Annotated in this window: 20 protein-coding genes; 5 read left to right on the top strand and 15 right to left on the bottom strand. The window is 31.1% G+C overall.

Annotated features, from left to right (window positions below; all coding sequences use genetic code 11):
* Window positions 1-3: 3 nt before the first annotated feature.
* From SJY17_RS08545 to SJY17_RS08535, 3 genes are all read right to left on the bottom strand, one after another.
* Window positions 4-618, bottom strand: a complete 615-nt coding sequence (locus tag SJY17_RS08545; RefSeq protein WP_397362145.1) for a DEAD/DEAH box helicase — start codon at window positions 616-618, stop codon at window positions 4-6.
* Window positions 619-654: 36 nt separating this feature from the next.
* Window positions 655-1128, bottom strand: coding sequence for an OsmC family protein (locus SJY17_RS08540; protein WP_397362144.1), 474 nt, complete (start codon window positions 1126-1128; stop codon window positions 655-657).
* Between the two features lie 72 nt (window positions 1129-1200).
* Window positions 1201-4614 carry a methylmalonyl-CoA mutase family protein gene (locus SJY17_RS08535; protein ID WP_397362143.1) on the bottom strand — a complete coding sequence of 1138 codons (3414 nt, stop codon included), beginning with the start codon at window positions 4612-4614 and terminating at the stop codon, window positions 1201-1203.
* Window positions 4615-4838: 224 nt separating this feature from the next.
* Between SJY17_RS08535 and purU the strand changes: the two genes are divergently transcribed.
* Both purU and SJY17_RS08525 read left to right on the top strand, forming a co-directional pair.
* Complete coding sequence (gene purU, locus SJY17_RS08530) at window positions 4839-5693, top strand: formyltetrahydrofolate deformylase (RefSeq protein WP_397362142.1); 855 nt, start codon at window positions 4839-4841, stop codon at window positions 5691-5693.
* Between the two features lie 117 nt (window positions 5694-5810).
* Entirely contained in the window at window positions 5811-6515 is a 705-nt protein-coding gene (locus SJY17_RS08525) for a DUF4197 domain-containing protein (protein WP_397362141.1), read from the top strand.
* A 171-nt stretch (window positions 6516-6686) separates the two neighbouring features.
* Here SJY17_RS08525 and pyrF read toward each other — a convergent pair whose 3' ends face one another.
* From pyrF to SJY17_RS08510, 3 genes are all read right to left on the bottom strand, one after another.
* Complete coding sequence (pyrF, locus tag SJY17_RS08520; protein ID WP_397362140.1) at window positions 6687-7505, bottom strand: orotidine-5'-phosphate decarboxylase; 819 nt, start codon at window positions 7503-7505, stop codon at window positions 6687-6689.
* A 34-nt stretch (window positions 7506-7539) separates the two neighbouring features.
* A complete protein-coding gene (gene prfA / locus SJY17_RS08515) occupies window positions 7540-8616 on the bottom strand; it encodes a peptide chain release factor 1 (RefSeq protein WP_397362139.1) in 1077 nt (358 codons plus the stop codon).
* Window positions 8617-8735: 119 nt separating this feature from the next.
* Window positions 8736-9029 carry a hypothetical protein gene (locus SJY17_RS08510; protein WP_397362138.1) on the bottom strand — a complete coding sequence of 98 codons (294 nt, stop codon included), beginning with the start codon at window positions 9027-9029 and terminating at the stop codon, window positions 8736-8738.
* A 496-nt stretch (window positions 9030-9525) separates the two neighbouring features.
* Between SJY17_RS08510 and SJY17_RS08505 the strand changes: the two genes are divergently transcribed.
* Together SJY17_RS08505 and SJY17_RS08500 are read left to right on the top strand one after the other, a co-directional pair.
* The gene (locus SJY17_RS08505; RefSeq protein WP_397362137.1) at window positions 9526-9819 is read left to right on the top strand and encodes a hypothetical protein; all 294 of its coding nucleotides are present in this window, start codon (window positions 9526-9528) and stop codon (window positions 9817-9819) included.
* Window positions 9820-9825: 6 nt separating this feature from the next.
* Window positions 9826-10488, top strand: a complete 663-nt coding sequence (locus tag SJY17_RS08500) for an ATP-binding cassette domain-containing protein (RefSeq protein ID WP_397362136.1) — start codon at window positions 9826-9828, stop codon at window positions 10486-10488.
* A 2-nt stretch (window positions 10489-10490) separates the two neighbouring features.
* Here the strand turns inward: SJY17_RS08500 and SJY17_RS08495 are convergent, their stop codons facing one another.
* From SJY17_RS08495 to SJY17_RS08455, 9 genes are all read right to left on the bottom strand, one after another.
* Window positions 10491-11669 (bottom strand): AIR synthase related protein, encoded by a 1179-nt coding sequence (locus SJY17_RS08495; protein WP_397362135.1) that lies wholly within the window; start codon window positions 11667-11669, stop codon window positions 10491-10493.
* 91 nt (window positions 11670-11760) lie between these two features.
* Window positions 11761-13248, bottom strand: coding sequence for a carboxypeptidase regulatory-like domain-containing protein (locus SJY17_RS08490; protein WP_397362134.1), 1488 nt, complete (start codon window positions 13246-13248; stop codon window positions 11761-11763).
* Window positions 13249-13288: 40 nt separating this feature from the next.
* Window positions 13289-14776 (bottom strand): CsgG/HfaB family protein, encoded by a 1488-nt coding sequence (locus tag SJY17_RS08485; RefSeq protein WP_397362133.1) that lies wholly within the window; start codon window positions 14774-14776, stop codon window positions 13289-13291.
* Window positions 14777-14793: 17 nt separating this feature from the next.
* Window positions 14794-15192, bottom strand: coding sequence for a curli production assembly/transport component CsgF (locus SJY17_RS08480; RefSeq protein ID WP_397362132.1), 399 nt, complete (start codon window positions 15190-15192; stop codon window positions 14794-14796).
* A gap of 11 nt (window positions 15193-15203) precedes the next feature.
* On the bottom strand, window positions 15204-16391 hold the full coding sequence (locus SJY17_RS08475; protein WP_397362131.1) for a CsgE family curli-type amyloid fiber assembly protein: 1188 nt from the start codon (window positions 16389-16391) through the stop codon (window positions 15204-15206).
* A gap of 10 nt (window positions 16392-16401) precedes the next feature.
* Window positions 16402-16917 (bottom strand): hypothetical protein, encoded by a 516-nt coding sequence (locus SJY17_RS08470; protein ID WP_397362130.1) that lies wholly within the window; start codon window positions 16915-16917, stop codon window positions 16402-16404.
* 133 nt (window positions 16918-17050) lie between these two features.
* Window positions 17051-18985, bottom strand: coding sequence for a hypothetical protein (locus tag SJY17_RS08465; RefSeq protein WP_397362129.1), 1935 nt, complete (start codon window positions 18983-18985; stop codon window positions 17051-17053).
* Window positions 18986-19361: 376 nt separating this feature from the next.
* On the bottom strand, window positions 19362-20297 hold the full coding sequence (locus tag SJY17_RS08460; protein WP_397362128.1) for a hypothetical protein: 936 nt from the start codon (window positions 20295-20297) through the stop codon (window positions 19362-19364).
* Window positions 20298-20413: 116 nt separating this feature from the next.
* Window positions 20414-22600 carry a glutamine synthetase III gene (locus SJY17_RS08455; RefSeq protein WP_397362127.1) on the bottom strand — a complete coding sequence of 729 codons (2187 nt, stop codon included), beginning with the start codon at window positions 22598-22600 and terminating at the stop codon, window positions 20414-20416.
* Window positions 22601-22794: 194 nt separating this feature from the next.
* On the opposite strand from SJY17_RS08455, the gene SJY17_RS08450 reads away from it, so the two are divergent.
* Entirely contained in the window at window positions 22795-23820 is a 1026-nt protein-coding gene (locus SJY17_RS08450; RefSeq protein ID WP_397362126.1) for a glutamine synthetase beta-grasp domain-containing protein, read from the top strand.
* Window positions 23821-23825 lie beyond the last annotated feature (5 nt).

Below are 23825 nucleotides of genomic sequence, written 5' to 3'. Positions count from 1 at the left end.
AAATTATTTTACTTCTATTTTTCTTGCATTGTACATAAATGAATCTTGAAACGCTTTAATTTTTGAGTTAAAGGTTTCAGAGAAAATAACAAACTTTGCTTTTGGTGCGCTTTCGCTTAATCTTAAAATATAATTGTGGTAGTTGTTTCTAGTAACAAAATCTGCGTCATGCAGTATAAACAATTTTAATTCGCCTAAATGCAGACTGTTTAAATGGTATAGTTTACTTAGACGTTTTGGTGTAGAAATTAAAATATCAACTCCATAATATACTTCTTCTCGTTGCTTATCTAAAGGATACTCTTCATAAGCACAATACACACGTAAGTCTGTGTGCTTTGTAAATGCATCAAAGCGTTCTTTTAAATCAAAAGTTGCTTGCTTATCTTTTACTATAATTAATGCTCTTGGAGAATCCTCAAAAGCTTCTGCTCCTAATTTTTGAATGGTACTAATTATCATTGCTGTAGTCTTACCACAACCTTTAGGACCAATAGCATACAAATCACTTCCTCCTTTTATTAATGGCATAACTTGCTTTTGAAATGCATTAGTCGTTGCAAATCCAGCTTTTTCAATATTCTCTTTTAATGTAGGATGGTATTTTTTGAAAGACATGTACTTTTATTTATTGCGAAATTACGGATTATTAAGTTACTCTACCAAAATCTTTGCCTCATGTATTATTGGAAAATTACACGAATTAGCTATAAAGCATAAGCTATTTGCTTTTTGATGTAAACTAAGTGCCAATGCTTTTTGGCTTGCATCTTTTATTAAGACTACAGGTTTTAATCTTACTATTTTAAAACTTCCGCTTCCAGTGAATTCGACTTCAATATCTCCTTCTGCATTATCTGTATAACTTAAGACTTCTATATTATTTTGAGAACAAACATATAAATATGACATCATGTGGCATGATGCTAAAGCTGATAATAATAAATCTTCAGGATTGTATAATGTATCATCACCTCTAAATGGTTTTGCAGCAGATACTTGTAATGAGGCTTTTTTATTAGCTATTGTAACATTGTGATTTCGACTGAAATTTCTTGGGTTCTGTGTACTTTCACCTTCATTTACTATCCAGTTAATGGTTGCTTTAAAAGTGTGTTTATTAGACATTGCATTTTGTTTTTTGATGTAAAAAAAGCGTTTCAAAACGAAACGCTTTTTATTATTAAAATTATTTTCTGCTTACATATTACGTCTGTACTGTCCTCCTACTTCAAATAACGATGCAGTTATCTCTCCAAGCGAACATACTTTACATACTTCCATTAAAGCTTCAAAAATATTTTCGTTATGTATCGCTTTAGTTTGAAGCTCTTTTAACAATGCATTTGTATCATTTGCTTTGTGAAGGTTTTCTAGCGTTTTAATCTGAAACTGCTTCTCTTCTTCTGTTGCACGAATAACTTCCGCAGGAATAACCGTTGGTGAACCTTTAGAACTTAAGAACGTATTTACACCAATTATTGGAAACTTTCCGTTATGTTTTAAGGTTTCGTAATACAAGCTTTCTTCTTGTATTTTACTACGTTGGTACATGGTTTCCATTGCACCAAGAACACCTCCTCTTTCGGTAATTCTATCAAATTCTAAAAGCACAGCTTCTTCTACTAAATCTGTCAATTCTTCAATAATAAAAGAGCCTTGTATTGGATTTTCGTTTTTATTTAATCCTAATTCTTTATTTATAATTAATTGAATTGCCATAGCACGTCTAACCGATTCTTCAGTTGGTGTCGTTATCGCTTCATCATATGCATTGGTGTGTAACGAGTTACAATTATCGTATATAGCGTATAATGCTTGAAGCGTTGTACGAATATCATTAAAATCAATTTCTTGAGCATGTAAGCTACGTCCTGACGTTTGAATATGGTACTTAAGCATTTGTGCTCTTGCATTTGCACCATATTTGTGCTTCATTGCTTTTGCCCAAATCTTTCTAGCAACACGACCAATTACTGCGTATTCTGGATCGATTCCGTTTGAGAAAAAGAACGATAAATTTGGTCCAAACTTATTGATGTCCATTCCACGACTTAAATAATATTCCACGTAAGTGAAACCATTAGATAATGTTAAAGCTAATTGTGTTATTGGATTAGCTCCTGCTTCGGCAATATGGTATCCAGAAATAGAAACCGAATAGAAATTACGTACATTATTTTCGATAAAATACTCTTGTACGTCTCCCATTAAACGCAATGCAAATTCTGTTGAAAAAATACAAGTATTTTGTGCTTGATCTTCTTTTAAAATATCTGCTTGGACCGTTCCTCTTACTTGTGCAATGGTATTTGTTTTAATCTCTGCGTAAACATCTGCTGGTAACACTTGATCTCCTGTAACACCCAGAAGCATTAAACCTAAACCATTGTTCCCTTCTGGTAAATCTCCATTATAAGATGGACGTTCTTTACCTTTATATATTTTAGAAATCTTTGATTCTACTTCTTTTTCAAGACCATTTTCTTTAATGTAAAACTCACATTGTTGGTCAATTGCAGCATTCATAAAGAAACCCAATAACATAGGTGCAGGACCATTAATAGTCATACTTACAGATGTCATTTTATTTGCTAAATCAAAACCAGAATACAATTTTTTAGCATCATCTAAACAGCAAATACTTACTCCTGCGTTACCTATTTTACCATAAATATCTGGACGTAAATCTGGATCGTTTCCGTAAAGCGTTACACTATCAAAAGCAGTAGATAAACGTTTTGCTGGCAAACCTGCACTTACATAATGAAAACGTCTGTTAGTACGTTCTGGACCACCTTCTCCTGCAAACATACGTGCTGGATCTTCTCCTGTACGTTTAAAAGGATATAATCCTGAAGTGTATGGAAATTCTCCTGGTACGTTTTCTTGCAATGTCCAACGCAATAAATCTCCCCAAGATTGATACTTTGGCAACGCTATTTTTGGTATTTGCAAATGAGATAATGATTCTGTATGTGTTTCTATCTTTATTTCTTTATCTCTAACTTTAAAGCTATAAATTGGATTTTTATATTTATTTACTTTTTCATTCCAACCTGTAATTACTTCCCAATTGTAAGGATCTAGGTTTAGTTTTACTCTGTCAAATTCTGAAACCAATAATCTAACAAAATCTTTATTGTCTTCTGTTGATACAACAGATTCTGAAGCAATTCCTGCTTTATCTAATTCTGGAGTTACATCTAAAACAGATTCTAATGTTTTAAATATTCCGTATAATTTTTGAGCAACTTCAACTTGTGTATTTGCTGTTTTATCATATGCACGATTGCTCTCTGCAATTTCTGATAAGTAACGTGTTCTATTTGGTGGAATAACAAAAATCTTTTCGCTCATTTCATCAGAAATGTGGAACGTAGAATTTAAGTCAGCTTCTGTTTTTTCAACTAACTTATCCATAATTGCTTTGTAAAGCGTATTCATTCCTGGATCGTTAAATTGAGAAGCAATTGTACCATAAACAGGTAAATCATCTTGGTGTACATCCCAAAGATTATTGTTACGCATGTATTGCTTTTTAACATCACGTAAAGCGTCTAAAGAACCACGTTTGTCAAACTTATTGATGGCAACTAAATCTGCAAAATCAAGCATGTCTATTTTCTCAAGTTGTGTTGCTGCACCAAACTCTGGAGTCATAACGTATAAAGCAACGTCAGAATGTTCCATGATTTCTGTATCAGATTGCCCGATTCCAGAAGTTTCCAATATTATTAAATCATACTCTGCAGCTTTTAAAACCTGTACTGCTTCGTTTACATATTTTGATAATGCTAAGTTAGATTGTCTTGTAGCCAAACTACGCATATATACTCTTGGAGAGTTAATAGCATTCATACGAATTCTGTCTCCTAAAAGAGCTCCTCCTGTTTTTCGTTTTGAAGGATCTACAGACACTAAACCTATGGTTCTCTCAGGGAAATCAATTAAAAATCGACGAACCAGCTCATCTACAAGAGACGATTTTCCTGCTCCTCCAGTTCCTGTAATTCCTAAAACTGGTGTTTTAGAGGTTTTATTTTTAATATGAATTTTATCTAATGTTGCTTTTGCTACTTCTGGAAAATTCTCAGCAGAAGAAATAACTCTAGCAATTGCTTTTGGGTTTTTAGTTGGTAGTAAATTAAGCTCATCATTTAATGCATCACCAATTGCAAAGTCTGATTGTTCTACCAAATCATTAATCATACCTTGTAATCCCATCTCACGTCCATCATCCGGAGAATAGATACGTGCAATACCATAATCCATTAATGCTTCAATCTCAGAAGGCAAAATTACTCCTCCTCCTCCTCCAAAAATTTTGATATGTTCTGCTCCTCTTTCTTTTAGCAAATCATACATGTATTTAAAATACTCGTTATGACCACCTTGATAAGAGGTTAAACATATTGCATTTACGTCTTCTTGAATAGCTGTATTTACAACTTCCTCTACACTTCTATCATGACCTAAATGTATAACCTCAACACCTGTAGATTGGATTATACGACGCATAATATTTATAGACGCATCGTGACCATCAAATAATGAGGCTGCAGTTACAATTCTAACTTTATGTTTTGGCTTATAAGGAGTTATTTGTGTCATTCTTAATTTATAATCAATTTTGAGGTTGCAATTTACGAAATATTCAAAAATATTAATGGTTTATCTTTAATTATCTAAAAATTTTAAGGTTAAATATTAACTTGACTTTTTAGAGTAATTTAGTAGTGAAATTAATGAATTAGAATTCAATTATAAGCATATTTATATGCTATTAACTATATGATAAGATTTTCACCTTTGTGGAACTAAAAATAATTTTTTTGATGAAAAAAATAACGTTACTTATTAACTGCAAAGATCAATCTGGAATCATTGCTAATGTCACTAATTTTATTGCAAATAGCAACGGAAACATTGTTTACATTGATCAGCACGTAGATAGAGAACAAGACATTTTTTTTATGCGTTTAGAAAGCGAGTTTAAAGAGGACACCTTCTCTATGGACACTTTTAAAGCTAGCTTTAAAAGTAGTTTAGCAGATACATTTAAAATGAAATGGCGTATTTACGCAGCAGAAGACAAACCAAAAATGGCACTATTTGTCTCTAAATATGACCATTGTTTATATGACATTTTAGGTCGTTATAACTCTGGAGAATTAGATGTAGAAATCCCATTTATAGTTAGTAATCATAACACTTTAAAACCTATTGCAGATAGTTTTAAAATTCCGTTTTATCATATACCAGTTACCAAAGACACTAAAGCGGAAGCTGAAGAACAACAACTAAAACTATGCGATCAGTTTGATATTAGTTTTATTGTATTAGCACGATATATGCAAATAGTATCTAGTAAGATTATAGATAAATACCCAAATAAGGTGATTAATATTCATCACTCATTTTTACCAGCTTTTGTTGGTGCAAAACCTTATCATTCTGCTTATAAACGTGGTGTAAAAATTATTGGAGCCACAAGCCATTATGTTACTGAAGAGTTAGACGCTGGACCAATTATAGAGCAAGATGTAGAGCGTGTATCACACACACATGCTATAGACGATTTAATAGCCAAAGGACGTGATTTAGAAAAAATTGTATTAGCCAATGCTATTAAATTACATTTAAAAAGAAAAGTGATGGTGTATAACAACAAGACAGTTATTTTCTCATAACTAATTATCAAAACCCGTTTAATTTCTGTTTTTTTGAACCTTAATATTTTTAAAACGCAAGTTTTAAAACTTTAAAGCATCTTATATTAAGTATATTTACGGACTAAATTAAATACCATGAAAAAGATATTTGCCATAATTATTATTCTAAATTTTACTGCTTGTGCAGAATTACAACAAGTAGTCAATCAACTTCCTCAAGGAGAAGGCGTAATTAGTCAACTAGATATAGCAAATGGCTTACGAGAAGCTTTAGACTTAGGAATAGACAAACAAGTTACTAAATTAACGCAAACTGATGGTTTTTTTAAAAACGAGTTGGTTAAAATTTTACTTCCACAAGAATTACAAAAAGTAGACAAAGCACTACGTGATATTGGCTTAAGTAATTTGGCAGACGAAGGTTTAAAAGTGTTAAACAGAGCTGCAGAAGATGCTGTTGGAGAAGCAACTCCTATATTTATTAATGCTGTTAAAGACATTACTTTTAGTGATGCAAAAAACATTTTACTTGGTAACAATGATGCAGCTACACAATATTTAACTAGTAAAACACAAACAGCTTTGTACGATAAGTTTAATCCAGTTATTAAAACCTCTTTTAGTAAAGTTGGAGCAGACCAAATTTGGTCAAATTTGATTAATAAGTATAATGCAATACCATTTACTAGCAATGTTAATCCTGACTTAACAGATTATGTTACTGGAGAAGCTTTAAAAGGTGTCTATAAAATGATTGCTGTAGAAGAGCAAGAAATTAGAACAAAAGTAAGCTCTAGAGGTACAGATTTATTAAAAAAGGTATTTGCTTTACAAGATTAAACCTTTTTATTAATCTAAGAATAATATTGACTTAACATTAAAATAAAATATAAACTAGATATTTGTACTAATAAAAGAAAACATCTATCAGATTTCTTTTATTGAGTTAGTTTAGTTAGTTATTAGAGTCTGTTTTTAAGAGAAATAGACTCTTTTCTTTTAACAATCACTCTACTTATTATTCAAAACAACTTCCATTTGCATCTGTAAATCTTTAGCACTATTAGCTGCTGCTTGAGCAAAGTCTTCATTGTTTGATGCGTAAATTATACCTCTTGAAGAGTTAATTAGCAAACCTACAGTATCAGTCATTCCATATTTACAAACGTCTTGCAGGTTTCCACCTTGTGCTCCTACTCCAGGTACTAATAAAAAACTGTATGGAATTATTTTTCTGATTTCAGAAAAATACTCAGCTTTGGTAGCTCCAACAACGTACATTAAGTTTTCAGAATTTTTCCAAGATTTAGAGGTCTCTAAAACTTGTTTGTATAATTCTTTTCCATCTACTGTTTTGGTTTGAAAATCAAAAGCACCTTGGTTAGACGTTAATGCTAACATAATAGTATGCTTGTTTTTAAACGCTAGAAAAGGTTCTACAGAGTCTTTTCCCATATATGGTGCAACCGTAACACTATCAAACGCTAAGTCCTCAAAAAAGGCTTTAGCGTACATTGTACTTGTATTACCAATATCACCACGTTTTGCATCTGCAATTGTGAAAATTTCTGGATGATTGGTGTTAATATACTTAATGGTTTTTTCTAATGCTTGCCAACCTTTTATACCATATGCTTCATAAAATGCTGTATTTGGCTTATACGCAACGCATAAATGATGTGTAGCATCAATTATAGCTTTATTAAACTCGAAAATTGGGTCTTCAGTTTCTAATAACTGTTTTGGTATTTTATTTAAATCGACGTCTAGTCCTATACAAAGAAAAGACTTTTTTAATTTGATTTGTGCTGTTAGTTGTTGTGTTGTCATGCTATAAAAAAAGCCTCAAAAAAGAGGCTTGATGTTAAATATGTTGGTCACTAGCTTTTAATTTTTCTGTATTGTCTGCTAGTTGTAATTCGTCTATAATTTTCTGGATGTCTCCATTTACAATATTTTGTAAATCGTATAATGTTAATCCAATTCTGTGATCTGTTACACGTCCTTGAGAGTAATTATACGTTCTAATCTTAGCACTTCTGTCTCCTGAAGTTACCATTGTACCACGTAATGCTGCGTCTTCTTCGTTTTTCTTAGCCAATTCTAAATCATATAAACGAGAACGTAATACCTTAAAGGCTTTTTCTTTGTTTTTATGTTGCGATTTTTGATCCTGGCATTGCGCTACTAATCCTGTTGGAATGTGTGTTAAACGTACTGCAGAGTATGTTGTGTTTACAGACTGACCTCCTGGTCCTGAAGAACAGAAAAAATCGACACGCACTTCTTTTGGGTTAATTTCTACATCAAACTCTTCTGCTTCCGGAAACACCATAACAGTTGCAGCACTTGTATGCACACGACCTTGTGTTTCTGTTTGTGGTACACGTTGTACACGATGCACACCAGCTTCAAACTTTAAAGTCCCATAAACATCGTTACCAGTAACTTCAAATTGGATTTCTTTAAAACCACCATTTGTTCCTTCGCTATAATCTACAGTATCTACTTTCCATCCTCTACCTTCACAGTATTTAGTATACATTCTAAATAAATCTCCTGCAAAAATACTTGCTTCATCTCCTCCAGTTCCAGCTCTTAATTCTACGACTGCATTTTTAGAATCTTGAGGATCTTTAGGGATTAATAATACTCTTATTTCGTCCTCTAATTTTGGTATACCATCTTTAGCTTCTTCCAATTGCATTTTAGCCATTTCTACCATTTCGGCATCACTACCATCTGCAATAATTTCTTCAGCTTCTTTTAAGTTTTCAGTAAGCTCAATATAAATTTCGCGTTTATCCATAAGGGTACGCAAATCTTTATATTCTTTATTTAACTCTACATAACGTTTTTGATCTGTAATAATATCTGGTTGGATAATTAAATCGCTAACCTCATCAAAACGTTGTTTTACTATCTGTAACTTTTCTAACATCTATTGTCTAAAATTGTGAAACAAAAATACGATAATTAATGAATTTTCAATACAATTAAATATAAACTATAATAATTCCAAAATAGTTATGACATCTTAAAATAGCTTTTAAAATTTAACTAATAATCTGTCTCTAACCTTAAGTTAATAGCATATTTAACCATAAACAATAAAGCAAAAACATAAAATGTCCTATCTACAATATAAAAGGGAAATACTTTTAAATAATAAGCAGTCACTGATGATAAATCTGCAAATGCAAAACCAAAAATAAACAAAGCTCCATTTAAAGTTTCCTTTTTAATATTGATAAAATTATTACTTCCAGCAAAAAAACAAGCAAGAATAACGACTAATCCGTGTATATAAATAGTATACTCTTGTACGATTAAAAACTGTGATGGTTTATACATAAAACTTGTTATATAATACAACCCAAACAAGTTTATAAAACCTAAAATTATAAAAACTATAGAAGCAATTTTATCTATTTTTTTTTAAATCAAGTTGTTTCCTAAAATGATTTAGTATTAATAAATACCCACAAATACGACTTACACTTGTTAATATGCTAAATATAGGCTTTTCATAAAAAAACAATAATATATCAGAGAGCATAAAAAACAAAAAAACATACAATAAAAACCCATTTTTTTTACTTCTTATTTTTAAATACAAAACAAAAAAAGTTAATAAAGACATTAACCTAAAAACTCTATTATAAAAAATAGAATGATTTAGTATTGCATAATAGTTTAAAGCTAGAAGTAGCGTTATTACAAGAAGTTGAATTTTCTTACTCAAAAAACTAAAGAATTAACAAGCAATTTATTAAAAAAATAAAAAAAAATACTACTTTTTTAATTGAATTATACTATCAAAGTTAGATAACGCGTTGTTAAGTTGATTATGCTAAATCAATTATTTGCTATACTATATTATTATCGCACATTTGCGTTATGGTCTTTTGTTATTAATATATTACTATTAATTACTGGAAGCTCAAGCCTAATTCCTGCTTTAATTACAAAATTATTTTTAATAGTTTTACTGTATTATTTAGTTAACGAAACTGATGCTAAGCAAAAACTTACCTTTTATAAAAACTTAGGCGTATCAAACTTTAAATTATTTAGTATATTATACCTAATTGACGCTTTGATAACTATAGGATTTTTAAGTTTAATGAATGAATTTATATAACCCATTTTGATTTTTGAAATAGACAATGTAGAACTTTACTTTAAAGACAAACGTATTTTAAATGGCATTTACCTAAAAGCCGAAACTGGACAAATAACTAGTTTATTAGGCAGTAATGGTTCTGGAAAAAGTTGCTTGTTACATATTGTTTTTGGTACGCTTAGCGCAAAATATAGCCTGATTAGAATAGATAAAAAACCTGTTTTAAAACCATTATATTTAACTAAGTTAGCTGCATTGTTACCTCAATATCATTTTACACCAAATCAAGCTAAAGTTATAGCTGTTTTTAATTTATTTAAATTAAAATGGGATGACTTTATTGTTGAATTTCCTGATTTTATAGCATACAAAAATCAAAAAATAAATACACTTTCTGGAGGAGAACGTCGTGTTATTGAAATCTATCTTATTCTTAAAAAAAAGGCAAAAATAGTTTTATTAGACGAACCCTTTAATGGTGTAGCACCTCTTTATATTGAAAAAATAAAAACATTAATAGAATTAGAAAAAAAAGAAAAAATAATTATACTAACAGATCATAGATATAACGAAGTTATAGACGTATCTGATACCATTTATTTAATTAAGAATGGTTGTTCAAAATTAATTAATAATCTATCCGAATTAGAAGATTACAAATACCTATACCAAGGAATGCTTAATTAAAATTAATAATTAAAGACTCCGTAATCACTTTTTATTGTTAGTTTTTTAGACTTAGATGTCTCTACTCTTCCAATTATTTGCGCATTTACATTATAACCTTTAGAAATTGAAATAATATCTTCTGCAATGTCTGGTGACACATATAACTCCATTCTGTGACCGCAATTAAAGACTTGATACATTTCTTTCCAATCTGTTTTTGATTGCTCTTGTATTAATTTAAATAAAGGTGGAATTGGAAACATATTATCCTTAACAATATGTAAGTTTTCGATAAAATGAAGGATTTTTGTTTGTGCTCCTCCACTACAATGTATCATACCATGTAATTTATCACTTTTATATTTTGATAAAATTTCTTTTATAATTGGTGCATATGTTCTGGTTGGAGACAACACTAATTTTCCAGCATCAATTGGAGAGTCCTCAACCGTGTCTGTTAGTTTTACTTGTCCAGAATACACTAAATCTTCTGGCACAGAAGCATCAAAACTTTCTGGATATTTTTTAGCCAAATAGTTATTAAACACATCGTGTCTTGCAGAAGTCAGTCCATTGCTTCCCATTCCTCCATTATAACTTTTTTCGTAAGTTGCTTGTCCAAAACTTTCTAAACCTACAATAACATCTCCAGCTTTAATATTAGCATTATCAATTACATCACTACGCTTCATTCTAGCTGTTACTGTAGAGTCTACAATAATGGTTCTAACCAAATCTCCAACATCTGCAGTTTCTCCTCCTGTACTATGAATAGTTACTCCAAAGTTTTTTAAATCCTGAATCAACTCCTCAGTCCCATTAATTATAGCAGAAAGTACTTCGCCTGTAATTAAGTTTTTGTTTCTACCAATGGTAGAGGATAACATAATATTATCTGTTGCTCCAACACATAATAAATCATCAATATTCATTATTAATGCATCTTGAGCGATCCCTTTCCATACAGAAACATCTCCAGTTTCTTTCCAGTACATATAAGCTAAAGACGATTTTGTTCCTGCACCATCTGCATGCATGATTAAGCAATAGTCCTCATCATTAGTTAAATAATCTGGAACTATCTTGCAGAAAGCTTTAGGAAACAAACCTTTATCTATGTTTTTAATAGCATTATGCACATCTTCTTTTGATGCAGAAACACCTCTTTGACTATAACGTTTTGAAATTTCGGAACTCATTGTGTTGTGTTAGACCACAAATATATTTATAAATGAAAAGCACACAAATAATATGTGTGCTTTTCTAGTTAAATTGATGTGAAGTAATAAATTACTTCCAATCTGGCATTTTTGCATTTTCTATAAATATTATCCTATCATTTAACGAAGCTAAACTTAATTTAACCAAGTCTTGTTGTGAGACACCATCATTAGAAGTATTTACAAAAATTATTTCGGCCTCATTTGGAGAAAACCTAGAGTCTAAGTCGTTTGTTCCTGCTGGTTTAGATGTTGAAATATCCATTGCAGTCATTGCTGCTATATCATAAATAAACATATGAGAGTCTAATTGTCTATATTCATTATTTTCATTTCCAGACACATCATAAGTATACAATAGTTTTGTTCCATCAAATGTATAATCTAATCCTCCTGCTGCTCCATTTACACCTTGTAAAATATAATCTAGAATGGTTCCAGAGGTATTCATCGTATATATTTCTACATTATATCCAACTGCATTATTAGTTTTTACTGCTAAACGTAGTGTGCTTTGGTTCCAGTCTACTTCTGTAATAAAATTACCATTAAGTGTTTGATGGATTTGACTTAATCCAGATCCATTTGTATTTATTTGATATAATTTATCAAAGCTTGGATACACTAATTTAGTATTATTGTTTTTCCATTCAAAATCTAATTCTTCTAAATTAAATCCATTAACAGCAACACTATTTGTTACTTGAACAACATTGGAACCGTCTAAATCCATAGTATAAATATGTGTTTGACCACCATTGGATCTTAAAAACGCAATTTTATTAATGTTGCTGGCTTTTCTTGGTCTCCAACTGTTAGTACTTTCTAGGGTTAATTGATACTCGTTTCCATCATCATCTGCAGAATAAATAACATTGTTTCCGTTTATTTTTCTGGTGAAAAAATTTCTGTTATTAGGAAAATCGCTTGTTTTAAAATTAAACGTTTCGCTTATAACTGGGTCATTAATATTATCTGATGCTGATACTTGCCAAAAGTATTTTGTTCCATAATCTAATCCAGAAACTGTTAATGTTACTTCTGTTAAATCTGTATATGTCAACACATCAGCATTTTGATCGTTTAAAATCTGAACTTCATAAGTTAAGGTATCATCTTCTGGATCTGAACCTGTCCAAACTAAATCCACTGTTACTTCCTGATCTATTGCATCATTAATTGGGCTTTCTAAAACTGGAGCATTTGGTGCATCGTTGTTTGCAGTTTCTATATCTAATTCAAAAATTACATTTACACTATTATCAGCTGTAACTGTTGCAGGCTCAAATTTTGATAAATAACCATCTTTTTGAGCTTCTACAGAATAAGATCCAACTGGAACATTACTAATAACAAAATTACCTGAAGCATCTGTAAAAACTATACTTGAGTTTGGGTTTGTAGATACTCTAGTAAATTCTAGAGGGACGTTATCTCCATTAGACACTACCTTTCCTGTAATAGACCCTGTTCCACTTAATGTGATTTTATCTTCACTACAACTAAATAGCATTGCTATTATGAGGATAAAATTTATATATTTTGAAGCTGTTTTCATCTGTTTCAATTATTTAAATGTTAAATCAAAATTTAACAGATTAATTATTTGTTTTGTTTTGGCGATCTGCTTTATTTTTTTCTTGCATTTGCCTTCTATTTTCTTTTTTTAAGGCTTTAAATTCAGCTTTTTTAAGTTTTTCTAATTCTTTTCGCTGATTAAACTTAGTATCTGGTTTGGATAAATAAAAATTGACTCCTAGTCCAAATCGATAAAACATATCGTCTATTTTTCCAGATACTACTCCATCAATTTCATCTGAAAACACAAGATTATGCTCACCATATAAATAGACACCTAAATTATCTTTTATCAAATATTCTAAACCAAGTCCAACTTGTAATTTTGGATCAATTGCTTTAAAATAGTTTGATGCATTTGTCCCAACACCTGCAAATAGGTAAGGTGTAAAATTATCGTAAGGTAAAACACTGTATTCTAAATTTAAATCGAAAGACATAAAGCCTTCGTTTAAAATTTCTTTATTTTCTAAATTAAACTTATTATACGTAAACCCTAAGTTTAAATAAGGGTTAAGTGATCTTTTAAGCCCAATTTTACTATTAAATTCAGGTTGAGGGTTTGGCAAATCTCCATTAATTAATGTTGCTCCTAAAGCGCCTGTTAGTGCATAATCACCTCTGCGTTCTGTTAAGAAACGCTCATATAGTTCTGTTGAAATTGCTTCGTCTTTTTCTTCATCAAACTCTTGAATAAGTTTAGCTGTAGACTCTTCGCTTAGTCTAGGTAACCAAAGCTTATCTTTCATTCCTTCAATTATCAATGCTTCAACTGCTTTTTCAATAGCCTCTTTCATTGCTAATTGAACAGGTTCATTTTTAGTAAAACCAATTTCTGTTTCTAACAATCTTTGGTATTTTACATATTTAAATAAAGTTGCAGATACTGCTTGAGATAATATTGTTTTAGAAATATATACTGTTTTTAATATTTTTCCGCTTGACGTAGACACTGCTCTTAAATAAACGGTTATCCTATCTTGTCTATATTGTGTAGAGCTTCCAATACCTAAATATCTTGCTCCTGCACCTCCTGTAATAATATTAGTATCATAGGACATTACTCCTCCTTCTAATAATATTCCAGCATATAGAAGTGGTGGTAAATTAGGCTCGTTTGGGTTTTGGTTTTTTCTGTACTCGTCTCTTGTGGATCTTATTATATTTCTTTCGTTTAGAAGGTTACCAAGATTTTCTCTTTCTATAACGGTAAACCATTTAGAGTCTTCTAAAGCTTTAATTAGCATGGTTGTACCACCTTGAGATACTGCTGTACTAAAGGTACTTCCGTTTTCTACCGCTTTATATTGTCCAGTTTGGTCTTTAAAATTATATACTCCAGCAACGACAGGTTCTTGTGGTAATGGAAACTCTTTTAACTTACTTGTTACAGGAGTAGTCTCTCCAATTCTAGCTCTTTCTTGCTTGAAAGGCTGATTAAAAAACGCACCACAACTGGTTAATAATAAAAATAGTATGACTGCAAAAGCAGGTCTATAATTTAACATAATGTATAGTTAAGTGATTAGTTAGGGACTATAATTTGAGTTTGCTCTCCAGTATCTACATCTAGTATATTAATAACCAAACCTTCAGCAGAGTCATAAATCTCTAAAGCTAGACTACCAAAACTAAAATTACCTTCTTGCAGCTCGTCTCCTAATTGCGTTTGGAATAACGACCTTGAAAGCTGGCTAAGTATTTGCCTATTTAGGTTTTCTGAAAAAGCTTCTAAAGAACTTTCATCTGTACCATCATTAGCATTTGGATCTGTAAAAGAGTTTTGTGCATTTGCAGAACTTAATAACCATTGATAATTAAAAGTATCTCCTCCAAAAGCAGGATTTATAGGCTTGTAAGTTAATTGCTGGCCTATACAAAAGTAACCAGCTAAGAAAATTAATAATGAGAATAGTTTTTTCATGATCAAAAAAGTTAATAGCGTTTAATTGTTTTTGATTCTTTTTCTAAATTTTTAAAATGTTTATATACTCTAATTATGGCATAATCATTCATTTTAGTTAAATATTCAGAACTAGGTCTAACAAAGAACGAAAAAATCTTGTCATCTCCAACAATTACTTCAATTTTCGTGTTTCTACCTAGTGCTAAAATTTCTTTAATTGTTACTACTTTTTTTCCGTTTATATTATTTTGGGTGTATAACGAGTAAAATAATTTATAAAAATCTCGACCTGGTTTTGTTTTTGTGTCTTCTACAACAATACCCTTAAGCTCCAAACCATCTCTACCTTCAACATTTACATCTTGAGATTGTTTTTGCTGTTGTTTTAATTTTTCTAAAACCTTTTTCTTTTTTTCTATTGCGTCTTTTGAGTTATCATTAAACACTACCCTATCTTGACCAATAATATTATTATCCAAATCATAAATTAATAGTACAACTATCTTTTTTTGATCTTTATTTAAATTAAATGTAATTGATGGTAAATCTATTTTTTGATTTGCTGTTAAAATAAATCTTTCGTTTTTTTGGTCTTCTATACTGTTTACACTTTCTTCTTTATTAAATACAACAAACTTATAAATTAAACTTTTAGTGATTTCGGTTTTATTAAAAGCTGTAGCTTTAACAGTTACATAATCGTTTTGATTATCCGTTTGGATCTTAGCTTCAACCTCATTATTGATTAATTGAGCGGAAATTTTTATAGAAGTATCCTCAATTTTTTCTGCTATATTTTTTTTGATTTCTAGACTGTTCTGTCCATTATCATTTATAACAACTCTATCTTTACCAATAATGCTTTTTTTAGAGTCAAAAATTAATAGTAGAATAATAATTTTTGTTTTTTTATCAAAATTAATTGATGTGGTTGACAACTCTTTTTGCTGATTTAAGTTTAAATCAAACTGTCCACTTTGTTCGTTTTTAGACCTATTTTTATTTTGATCTGTTTTGAAAACAGACAATTTATAACTCAACCCTTTTTTTGCTTGAGCCTTATTAATTGCTGTTCCTTTGATGTTTAAATATTCGTTTTCTTGATTGACTTGAAGTTTTGCTTCTACTTCTGTATTATACAATTGTGCACTTGCTACAATTGAGAATAGAAGAATAACAATTGATGTTATTGTTTTTTTGTTTAGACATAAAAACATAACATTATTATTAAAAATTTCTAATAATTATAGACTGATCTTGTCCTTGCATTGAAATTTTTATTTTTTCTGATAAAGAATTTGATCCAAACATAGTCAGATTTTGATTATTTCCTGTTTGATTTACTGTTGTACTCCTAACATCTGATTTAAATGGACTGTAGTCCAAAAATGTATTATTATCTCCGTTTTGGATAACAGTCTCTACTAATTTAGTACTATTTAAATCTAAAACTGTAAGATTATCGTCTCCACTTTGTATGATTGTTATATCACTTTCTGTAGATGTTGTAATACTTACTGAGTCATTACTATCTCCTATTTGTGCTATAAAAATAGTGTTCTCCGATGTACTAGCATCAGTTCTTGCCTCACTTTGATTTAATAAGAAATTTTCTTGGGAAGACTGTGTATCAAAACTTGATATATCATTAGCATCTTGTGTTGCTTCAAAAGTTTGAGCTGCTACATAGTTGCTTGAAAAAAGTAAAGAAACAACTATTAAAAATTTAAATATAGTTTTCATAGTCTTTTGTTTTATTAGATATAATCTACTTGTAAGTTATAAAATATATCTGTTATAAAAAGTATAAGAGCAAATTAATGCTCTTATACCTTATAATTATTTAGTAAAATAATTTATTTATAAAAGCTTCTGCTTAGTCATTTTGAGTTACAGAAGATGAGTTACCGTTTCCAATTTGATCAACAGTACTAGTATGTGTAGTTCCATTTTGGTCTACAGTACTAGTGTTAAAATCTCCTTGTTGGTTAACATAACTATCATGCATGAAACCATCTTGGTCAACAATACTGTTATTTAACATCCCATTTTGAGTTACGTTAGATAAATGTAAGTTTCCTAATTGAGATACAGAACTATTGTTAGCCATACCATCTTGGTCTACATAAGATTGATTGTCATCTCCAGTTGAAGTAACTTGACTGATATTACCTGTACCATCCTGAGTTACTACAGAAATGTTAGTGTCTCCTGTTTGAGCAACAGTACTACTGTTTGCATCTCCTGTTTGATCTACATCAGAGCTGTTTCCATCTCCAGCTTGATTAACAGCTGACCCATTATTGTTTCCAATTTGGTCTACATAAGAAATATTAGCATCTCCTATTTGATAAGTTGTTGCTGTGTTAGCATTACCTTGTTGGTTTTCTGTAGACATGTTTGAATCACCTTGTTGGATAGCTAAAGCATAGTTAAAATCTCCTACTTGATCAATATCACTTTGGTTCATATTACCCCATTGTCCAGCTCCACCATAGTTACTATCTCCAGTTTGGTCAATATCAGAATCATTAGAATTACCAACTTGTAAGTTTTCAGCAATGTTATTATCTCCTGTTTGAGTTTCAGAACTTACGTTAGAATCTCCTTGTTGGTCTATCCAAGCAGAGTTAGAATCTCCATCTTGATCAACTGAAGCATCATTCATATCTCCTAATTGGTCAACATCAGAATCGTTAGTATCTCCATCTTGATCAACATCAGCAACATTCATATCACCAGTTTGGTCAACATCACTTGTGTTAGATTCACCATCTTGATTAACGTTAGAGTCATTATCATCTCCTGTTTGAGTTACTGAAGAATCATTTCCTCCTCCTAAATCATTGTCTTGACGTACATAAGATGTATTGTTATCTCCATTTTGATCAACAACACTGTTGTTGTTATCTCCATTATAACCTTGGTATAAATCAGACTCATTACCATTACCATCTTGGTCAACATCAGATGTGTTGAAATCTCCCCATTGGTCACTGTAAGCATCATTCATGTTTCCTGTTTGGTCAACATCAGAAATATTACTATTTCCATCTTGCCATACAAAAGAATCATTGTCGTCTCCTGTTTGAGATACTGAACTATCATTATTATCTCCAGTTGTACCTTGCCATACAGTAGACTCATTACCATCTCCTAGTTGAGTAACATCAGAATCATTACTGTTTCCTATTTGACGTAAATCAGACTCATTCATGTCTCCTGTTTGAGAAGTAATAGAAGTGTTTAAATCTCCTGTTTGCTCTTCATCAGAATCATTAGAATCTCCTGTTTGATAAACAACAGTTGAGTTACTGTCTCCATTTTGATCTTGTACAGAAACGTTTAAATCTCCTGCTTGATTATTGTAAGCATAGTTACTATCTCCATCTTGAGTGATTGTAGATGAATTATCATCAGAACCATCTACGTAATCTCCATACTGATCAATATGACCTGTATTGTTATTACCTGTTTGAGTTACAGAACCTGTGTTACCATCATCAATTCCTGCTCCTGTTCCAAAACCTTGGTGTACGTCAGCTTCGTTGTCGTTACCTGTTTGAGTTGCAGTTGCTGTGTTATCATCTCCTAAAGAATCAACATCAGAATCGTTGTTGTCACCTAATTGTGTTACTGTAGCTGTGTTTGTGTCACCCCATTGATCTACGTCGGAGTCATTTGTCATTCCAGTTTGAGAAACTGTGGAAGCATTACCACTTCCTACTTGGTCAACATCACTGTTGTTCGATTGTGCAAACATCATTGTTCCACACATTAGCGCAGCTGCGCTGAAAAATAATTTTTTCATGTTTAAATATATATTGATTAATAGCTCTACAAAGATAGAGATTTTATTAATTCAATAAATTAGACAACCAAAAAAAAGGACGATTTTGTCAATATATTCGTTAAGTATCATTTTTTTGACGTTAAACTGCAAGTAATAGAAGGTAATTTCCTACGATATTTTTAATTCATAAAATTGGCAAAAAGCCTATAAACACTGATATCTACGTAGAACTACGTATAAAACTATCACAAAAAAAAACATTAAATAATACGATGCTACATACCTCTTTATTATTTAAAAATTGAGTATTAAATTTTGAATTAATAAATAAATAAAAAGGACTCATAAAATGAGTCCTTAATTTAACTAGTATGAATTATTGTATTAATTAGACTTAATCATTTTGATTAACTACAGAAGTATTTGAATTACCAATTTGATCAACATCGCTTATATGTGTTGTTCCGTTTTGATTAACTGTACTTATATTAAAATCTCCAGACTGATACACATCACTTAAATGAGAAAAACCATTTTGATCAACCATACTACTATTAGAATTACCCAACTGCAAAGTAGTCGAATCATTTAAGTCACCATCTTGAATCGTTGAAGCATAATTACTATCTCCAGTTTGATCCGTATCATCAACATTGTCGTCTCCTGTCTGAGAAACATAAGATTCATTTAAATTTCCAACTTGATCTACTGTAGAAGAATTATTTAACCCAACTTGAAAAACTCTAGATTCGTTATCATTTCCTGTCTGATTAACATCACTAAAATTATCTCCACCAACCTGATCTTGATTAGAATAATTTCTGTTTCCTAACTGTGTTAAATACGCGTCATTACCTGCAGATTGATTTGGTCCCGAACTTTGATATTGCCTAGCTTTATTTCTGTTTCCATCTTGATCAACATCTGCAAAATTGTTATCAAAACGTTGATTTTGAGTAGACTTGTTTCGATTTCCAAATTGGTTAGCATAAGCTATATTGTCCTCTGCAAAGTTAACCCCTTGATCAATCTTAGCTTTGTTACGATTACCTTCTTGATAGGTATCTCCAAGGTTTCTGTCACCAGCTTGCTTAATTTTAGATTCGTTTAAATCTCCTAACTGATAGACATCAGCATCATTTAACTCTCCACTATTTGGATTAGTTGGCACTGCTCCATACTGATCTACATCAGAATCATTATTAGCACCTTGTTGGAATACGTCAGCATCATTGGATGTACCTGTTTGATCTACATCACTAACATTGGATTGCGCGAACATTATTGTTCCACACATGAGCGCAGCTGCGCTGAAAAATAATTTTTTCATGTTTAAATATATAAATTGATTAATAGCACTTCAAATATATATATATTTTAAAAAAAATAACTCTTTTCCAAATAAAAAATATAGAGTCCGCAAATTACAACACAAATACTATCCTTTTATTTAGTAAACAGTAACTCTCTATACTTTGTTAGAGGCCACAACTCGTCATCAACCAAAAGTTCTAACTTATCGCAATAATATCTAATGTCATCAAACAATGGTTTAACTTTATTACAATATACTATTGCTTTCTTTTCTGCATCTTCAATTTTATTTGCCTTTTTTCTTTCAGCTGTCATTTTAGTAACATTGGAGTTTATTGCTTCAATATTATCAGAAATTTGCTCGATTAGATTTAATTGCTCTTTGGCAAATTTTTTAAAGTCATTACCATAAATCTCTTTCAAACCTTTTACATTTTCAATTAAAACGTTTTGATATTTTACAGCAGTTGGGACAACATGATTACGTGCAATATCACCCAAAACACGACCTTCTATTTGAATACGCAAAGCATACTCATCAATCTCTATGTCATATCGTGCTTCAGACTCTACTTTATTCATTACACCTAATTCTTCAAAAAGTGCTATCGTTTTTTTTGACACTTTTGCTTTTAGTGCTTCAGGAGCTGTTTTATTATTACTTAATCCTCTCTTTTTAGCTTCTTTTTCCCAAGCTTCTCCATAACCGTTTCCTTCAAACAAGATGTTTTTTGACTGCTTAATATACTCTCTAAGGACATTAAATACTGCATCATCCTTTTTCATATCTTTATTATCAATCAATGCATCTACCTCTTCTTTAAAATCTATTAATTGCTTTGCAACTATACTATTCAAAACTGTCATAGGGTTTGCACAGTTTGCTGTGGAACCTACAGCTCTAAATTCAAATTTATTACCAGTAAATGCAAAAGGAGAGGTTCTGTTCCTATCTGTATTATCTAACAATACATCAGGAATTTTTCCAACCACATTTAATTTTAAATCTGTTTTTTCTTCTGGAGATAACTTTCCACGAGTTACATTTTCTAATTCATTTAATGTCTTAGTTAATTGTTCTCCAATAAATACTGAAATTATTGCTGGAGGCGCTTCATTTGCTCCTAAACGATGATCATTACTTGCAGATGCAATTGCTGCTCTTAACAACTCTTCGTTTTCATGAACCGCTTTTATAGTATTAATAAAGAAGGTTAAAAACTGAAGATTACTCATTGGTGTTTTTCCTGGACTTAATAAATTAACTCCTGTATCTGTACTTAAACTCCAGTTATTATGTTTTCCTGAACCATTAACTCCAGCAAATGGTTTTTCATGAAATAGCACTTTAAAATTATGTCTATCAGCAATTTTTTCCATTACATCCATTAATAATGAATTATGGTCAACCGCTAAATTAGCTTCTTCGTAAATTGGTGCTAATTCAAATTGGTTTGGAGCCACCTCATTATGCCTTGTCTTTACAGGAATACCTAACAACATACACTCTGTCTCTAAATCCATCATAAAAGACATCGCTCTATTTGGTATAGTCCCAAAATAATGATCATCCAATTGTTGTCCTTTTGCTGGAGAGTGTCCTAAAAGGGTACGTCCAGTTTGTACAATATCTGGTCTTGAGGCTGCTAAATCTCTATCTATTAAAAAGTATTCTTGCTCCCAACCTAAAGATGCATTTACTTTTTTTACATTTTTGTCAAAATATTTACAAACAGCTACAGCAGCATTATCTACAGCTAAAAGTGCTCTTAAAAGAGGTGTTTTATAATCTAAAGCTTCACCTGTATAGGAAACAAATACTGTTGGGATACATAATGTTGTGCCATATATAAAAGCTGGAGATGTTGGGTCCCAAGCAGTATATCCTCTGGCTTCAAAAGTATTTCTGATACCTCCATTTGGAAAACTAGACGCATCAGGTTCCTGTTGCACTAATTGCCCTCCTTCAAATCTTTCTATCGCTAATCCGCCTTCTATAGTCTCAAAAAAAGCATCATGCTTTTCCGCAGTTGCTCCTGTTAAAGGCTGGAACCAGTGTGTATAATGTGTAGCTCCTTTAGAAATTGCCCATTCTTTCATTCCTGTAGAAATATGGTCTGCAACTATTCTTTCTATTTTTTTCCCATGTTGAATTGCATCAATCACACTTCCAAAAGCATCTTTGGTAAGATATTGACGCATAGTGGATTCATTAAAAACATTAGCTCCAAAGATCTCTGAACGACGTTGTTTTTCTTTTACAAGAATTGGTTTACGTTTTAATGATTTTTTTATTGCATTAAACCTTAAAGTAGACATATAATAACTTGTTTTTTTACAAATATATTAATTTCAAGCTGTTTTAAACACAAAAATCATCAACACCCATAAAAAAACAGGGTTATTAACATGTTTTTAATAAAAATATTAATTTTACCTCTATTATTTTATAGGTTATTTAAAATTCATTTTATATTTGTGGTCATATTTATTAACTATTATCTGTAAGTATTATGGCAAAAATTAAATTAGAATACATTTGGTTAGATGGATATTATCCAACTCAAAACATGAGAAGTAAAACCAAGGTTGAAGAGCATGAAAACTTTAAAGGAACTATAGAAGAATTAGGAATGTGGTCTTTTGACGGATCATCTACCAAACAAGCTTCAGGTGGTGCTTCTGACTGTTTATTAAAACCAGTAGCAATCTATCCAGATCCAACAAGAAGAAATGGATATTTAGTAATGACTGAAGTTTTAAATGCGGATGGTACACCTCACGTTTCTAATGGAAGAGCTACGATAGAAGATGAAGATAATGATTTCTGGTTCGGTTTTGAGCAAGAGTACTTTATTATGGATACTAAAACTCAATTACCTCTAGGTTTCCCTATTGGTGGTTATCCTGCTCCACAAGGAATGTATTACTGCTCTGTTGGTGGTAAGAACACACATGGTAGAGATTTAGTTGAAGAACATGCAGATTTATGTATTGATGCAGGATTAAACTTTGAAGGAATTAACCAAGAGGTTGCTTCTGGGCAATGGGAATACCAATTGTTTGCTAAAGGAGCTAAGCAAGCTGGAGATGAAATTTGGATTTCAAGATACCTTTTAGATAGATTAACTGAAAAGTATGGCTTTTATATTGAATACCACCCAAAACCATTAGGAAAAGATATGGATTGGAATGGTTCTGGTATGCATGCAAATTTTTCTAATACAACTTTAAGAACTTGTGGTAGTAAAGAAACATATGAAAAAATATGTGAAGCATTTAGACCAGTAGTAAAAGAACATATAGCTGTTTATGGAGAGTTTAATGATCAACGTTTAACTGGTGACCATGAAACTGCTTCTATAAATGACTTTAGTTATGGAGTTTCTGATAGAGGAGCTTCAATAAGAATACCAATTATTACAGTTGAAAAAGGCTGGAAAGGTTGGCTAGAAGATCGTCGTCCAGCTTCTAATGGTGATCCATACAAAATTGCAGGACGAATCATTAAGACCGTTAAATCTGCCAATATTAGCTAGATTGA

Source organism: Olleya sp. R77988 (assembly GCF_044594215.1).
GTDB lineage: Bacteria > Bacteroidota > Bacteroidia > Flavobacteriales > Flavobacteriaceae > Olleya.
This window is presented reverse-complemented; position numbering and strand designations above follow the sequence as displayed.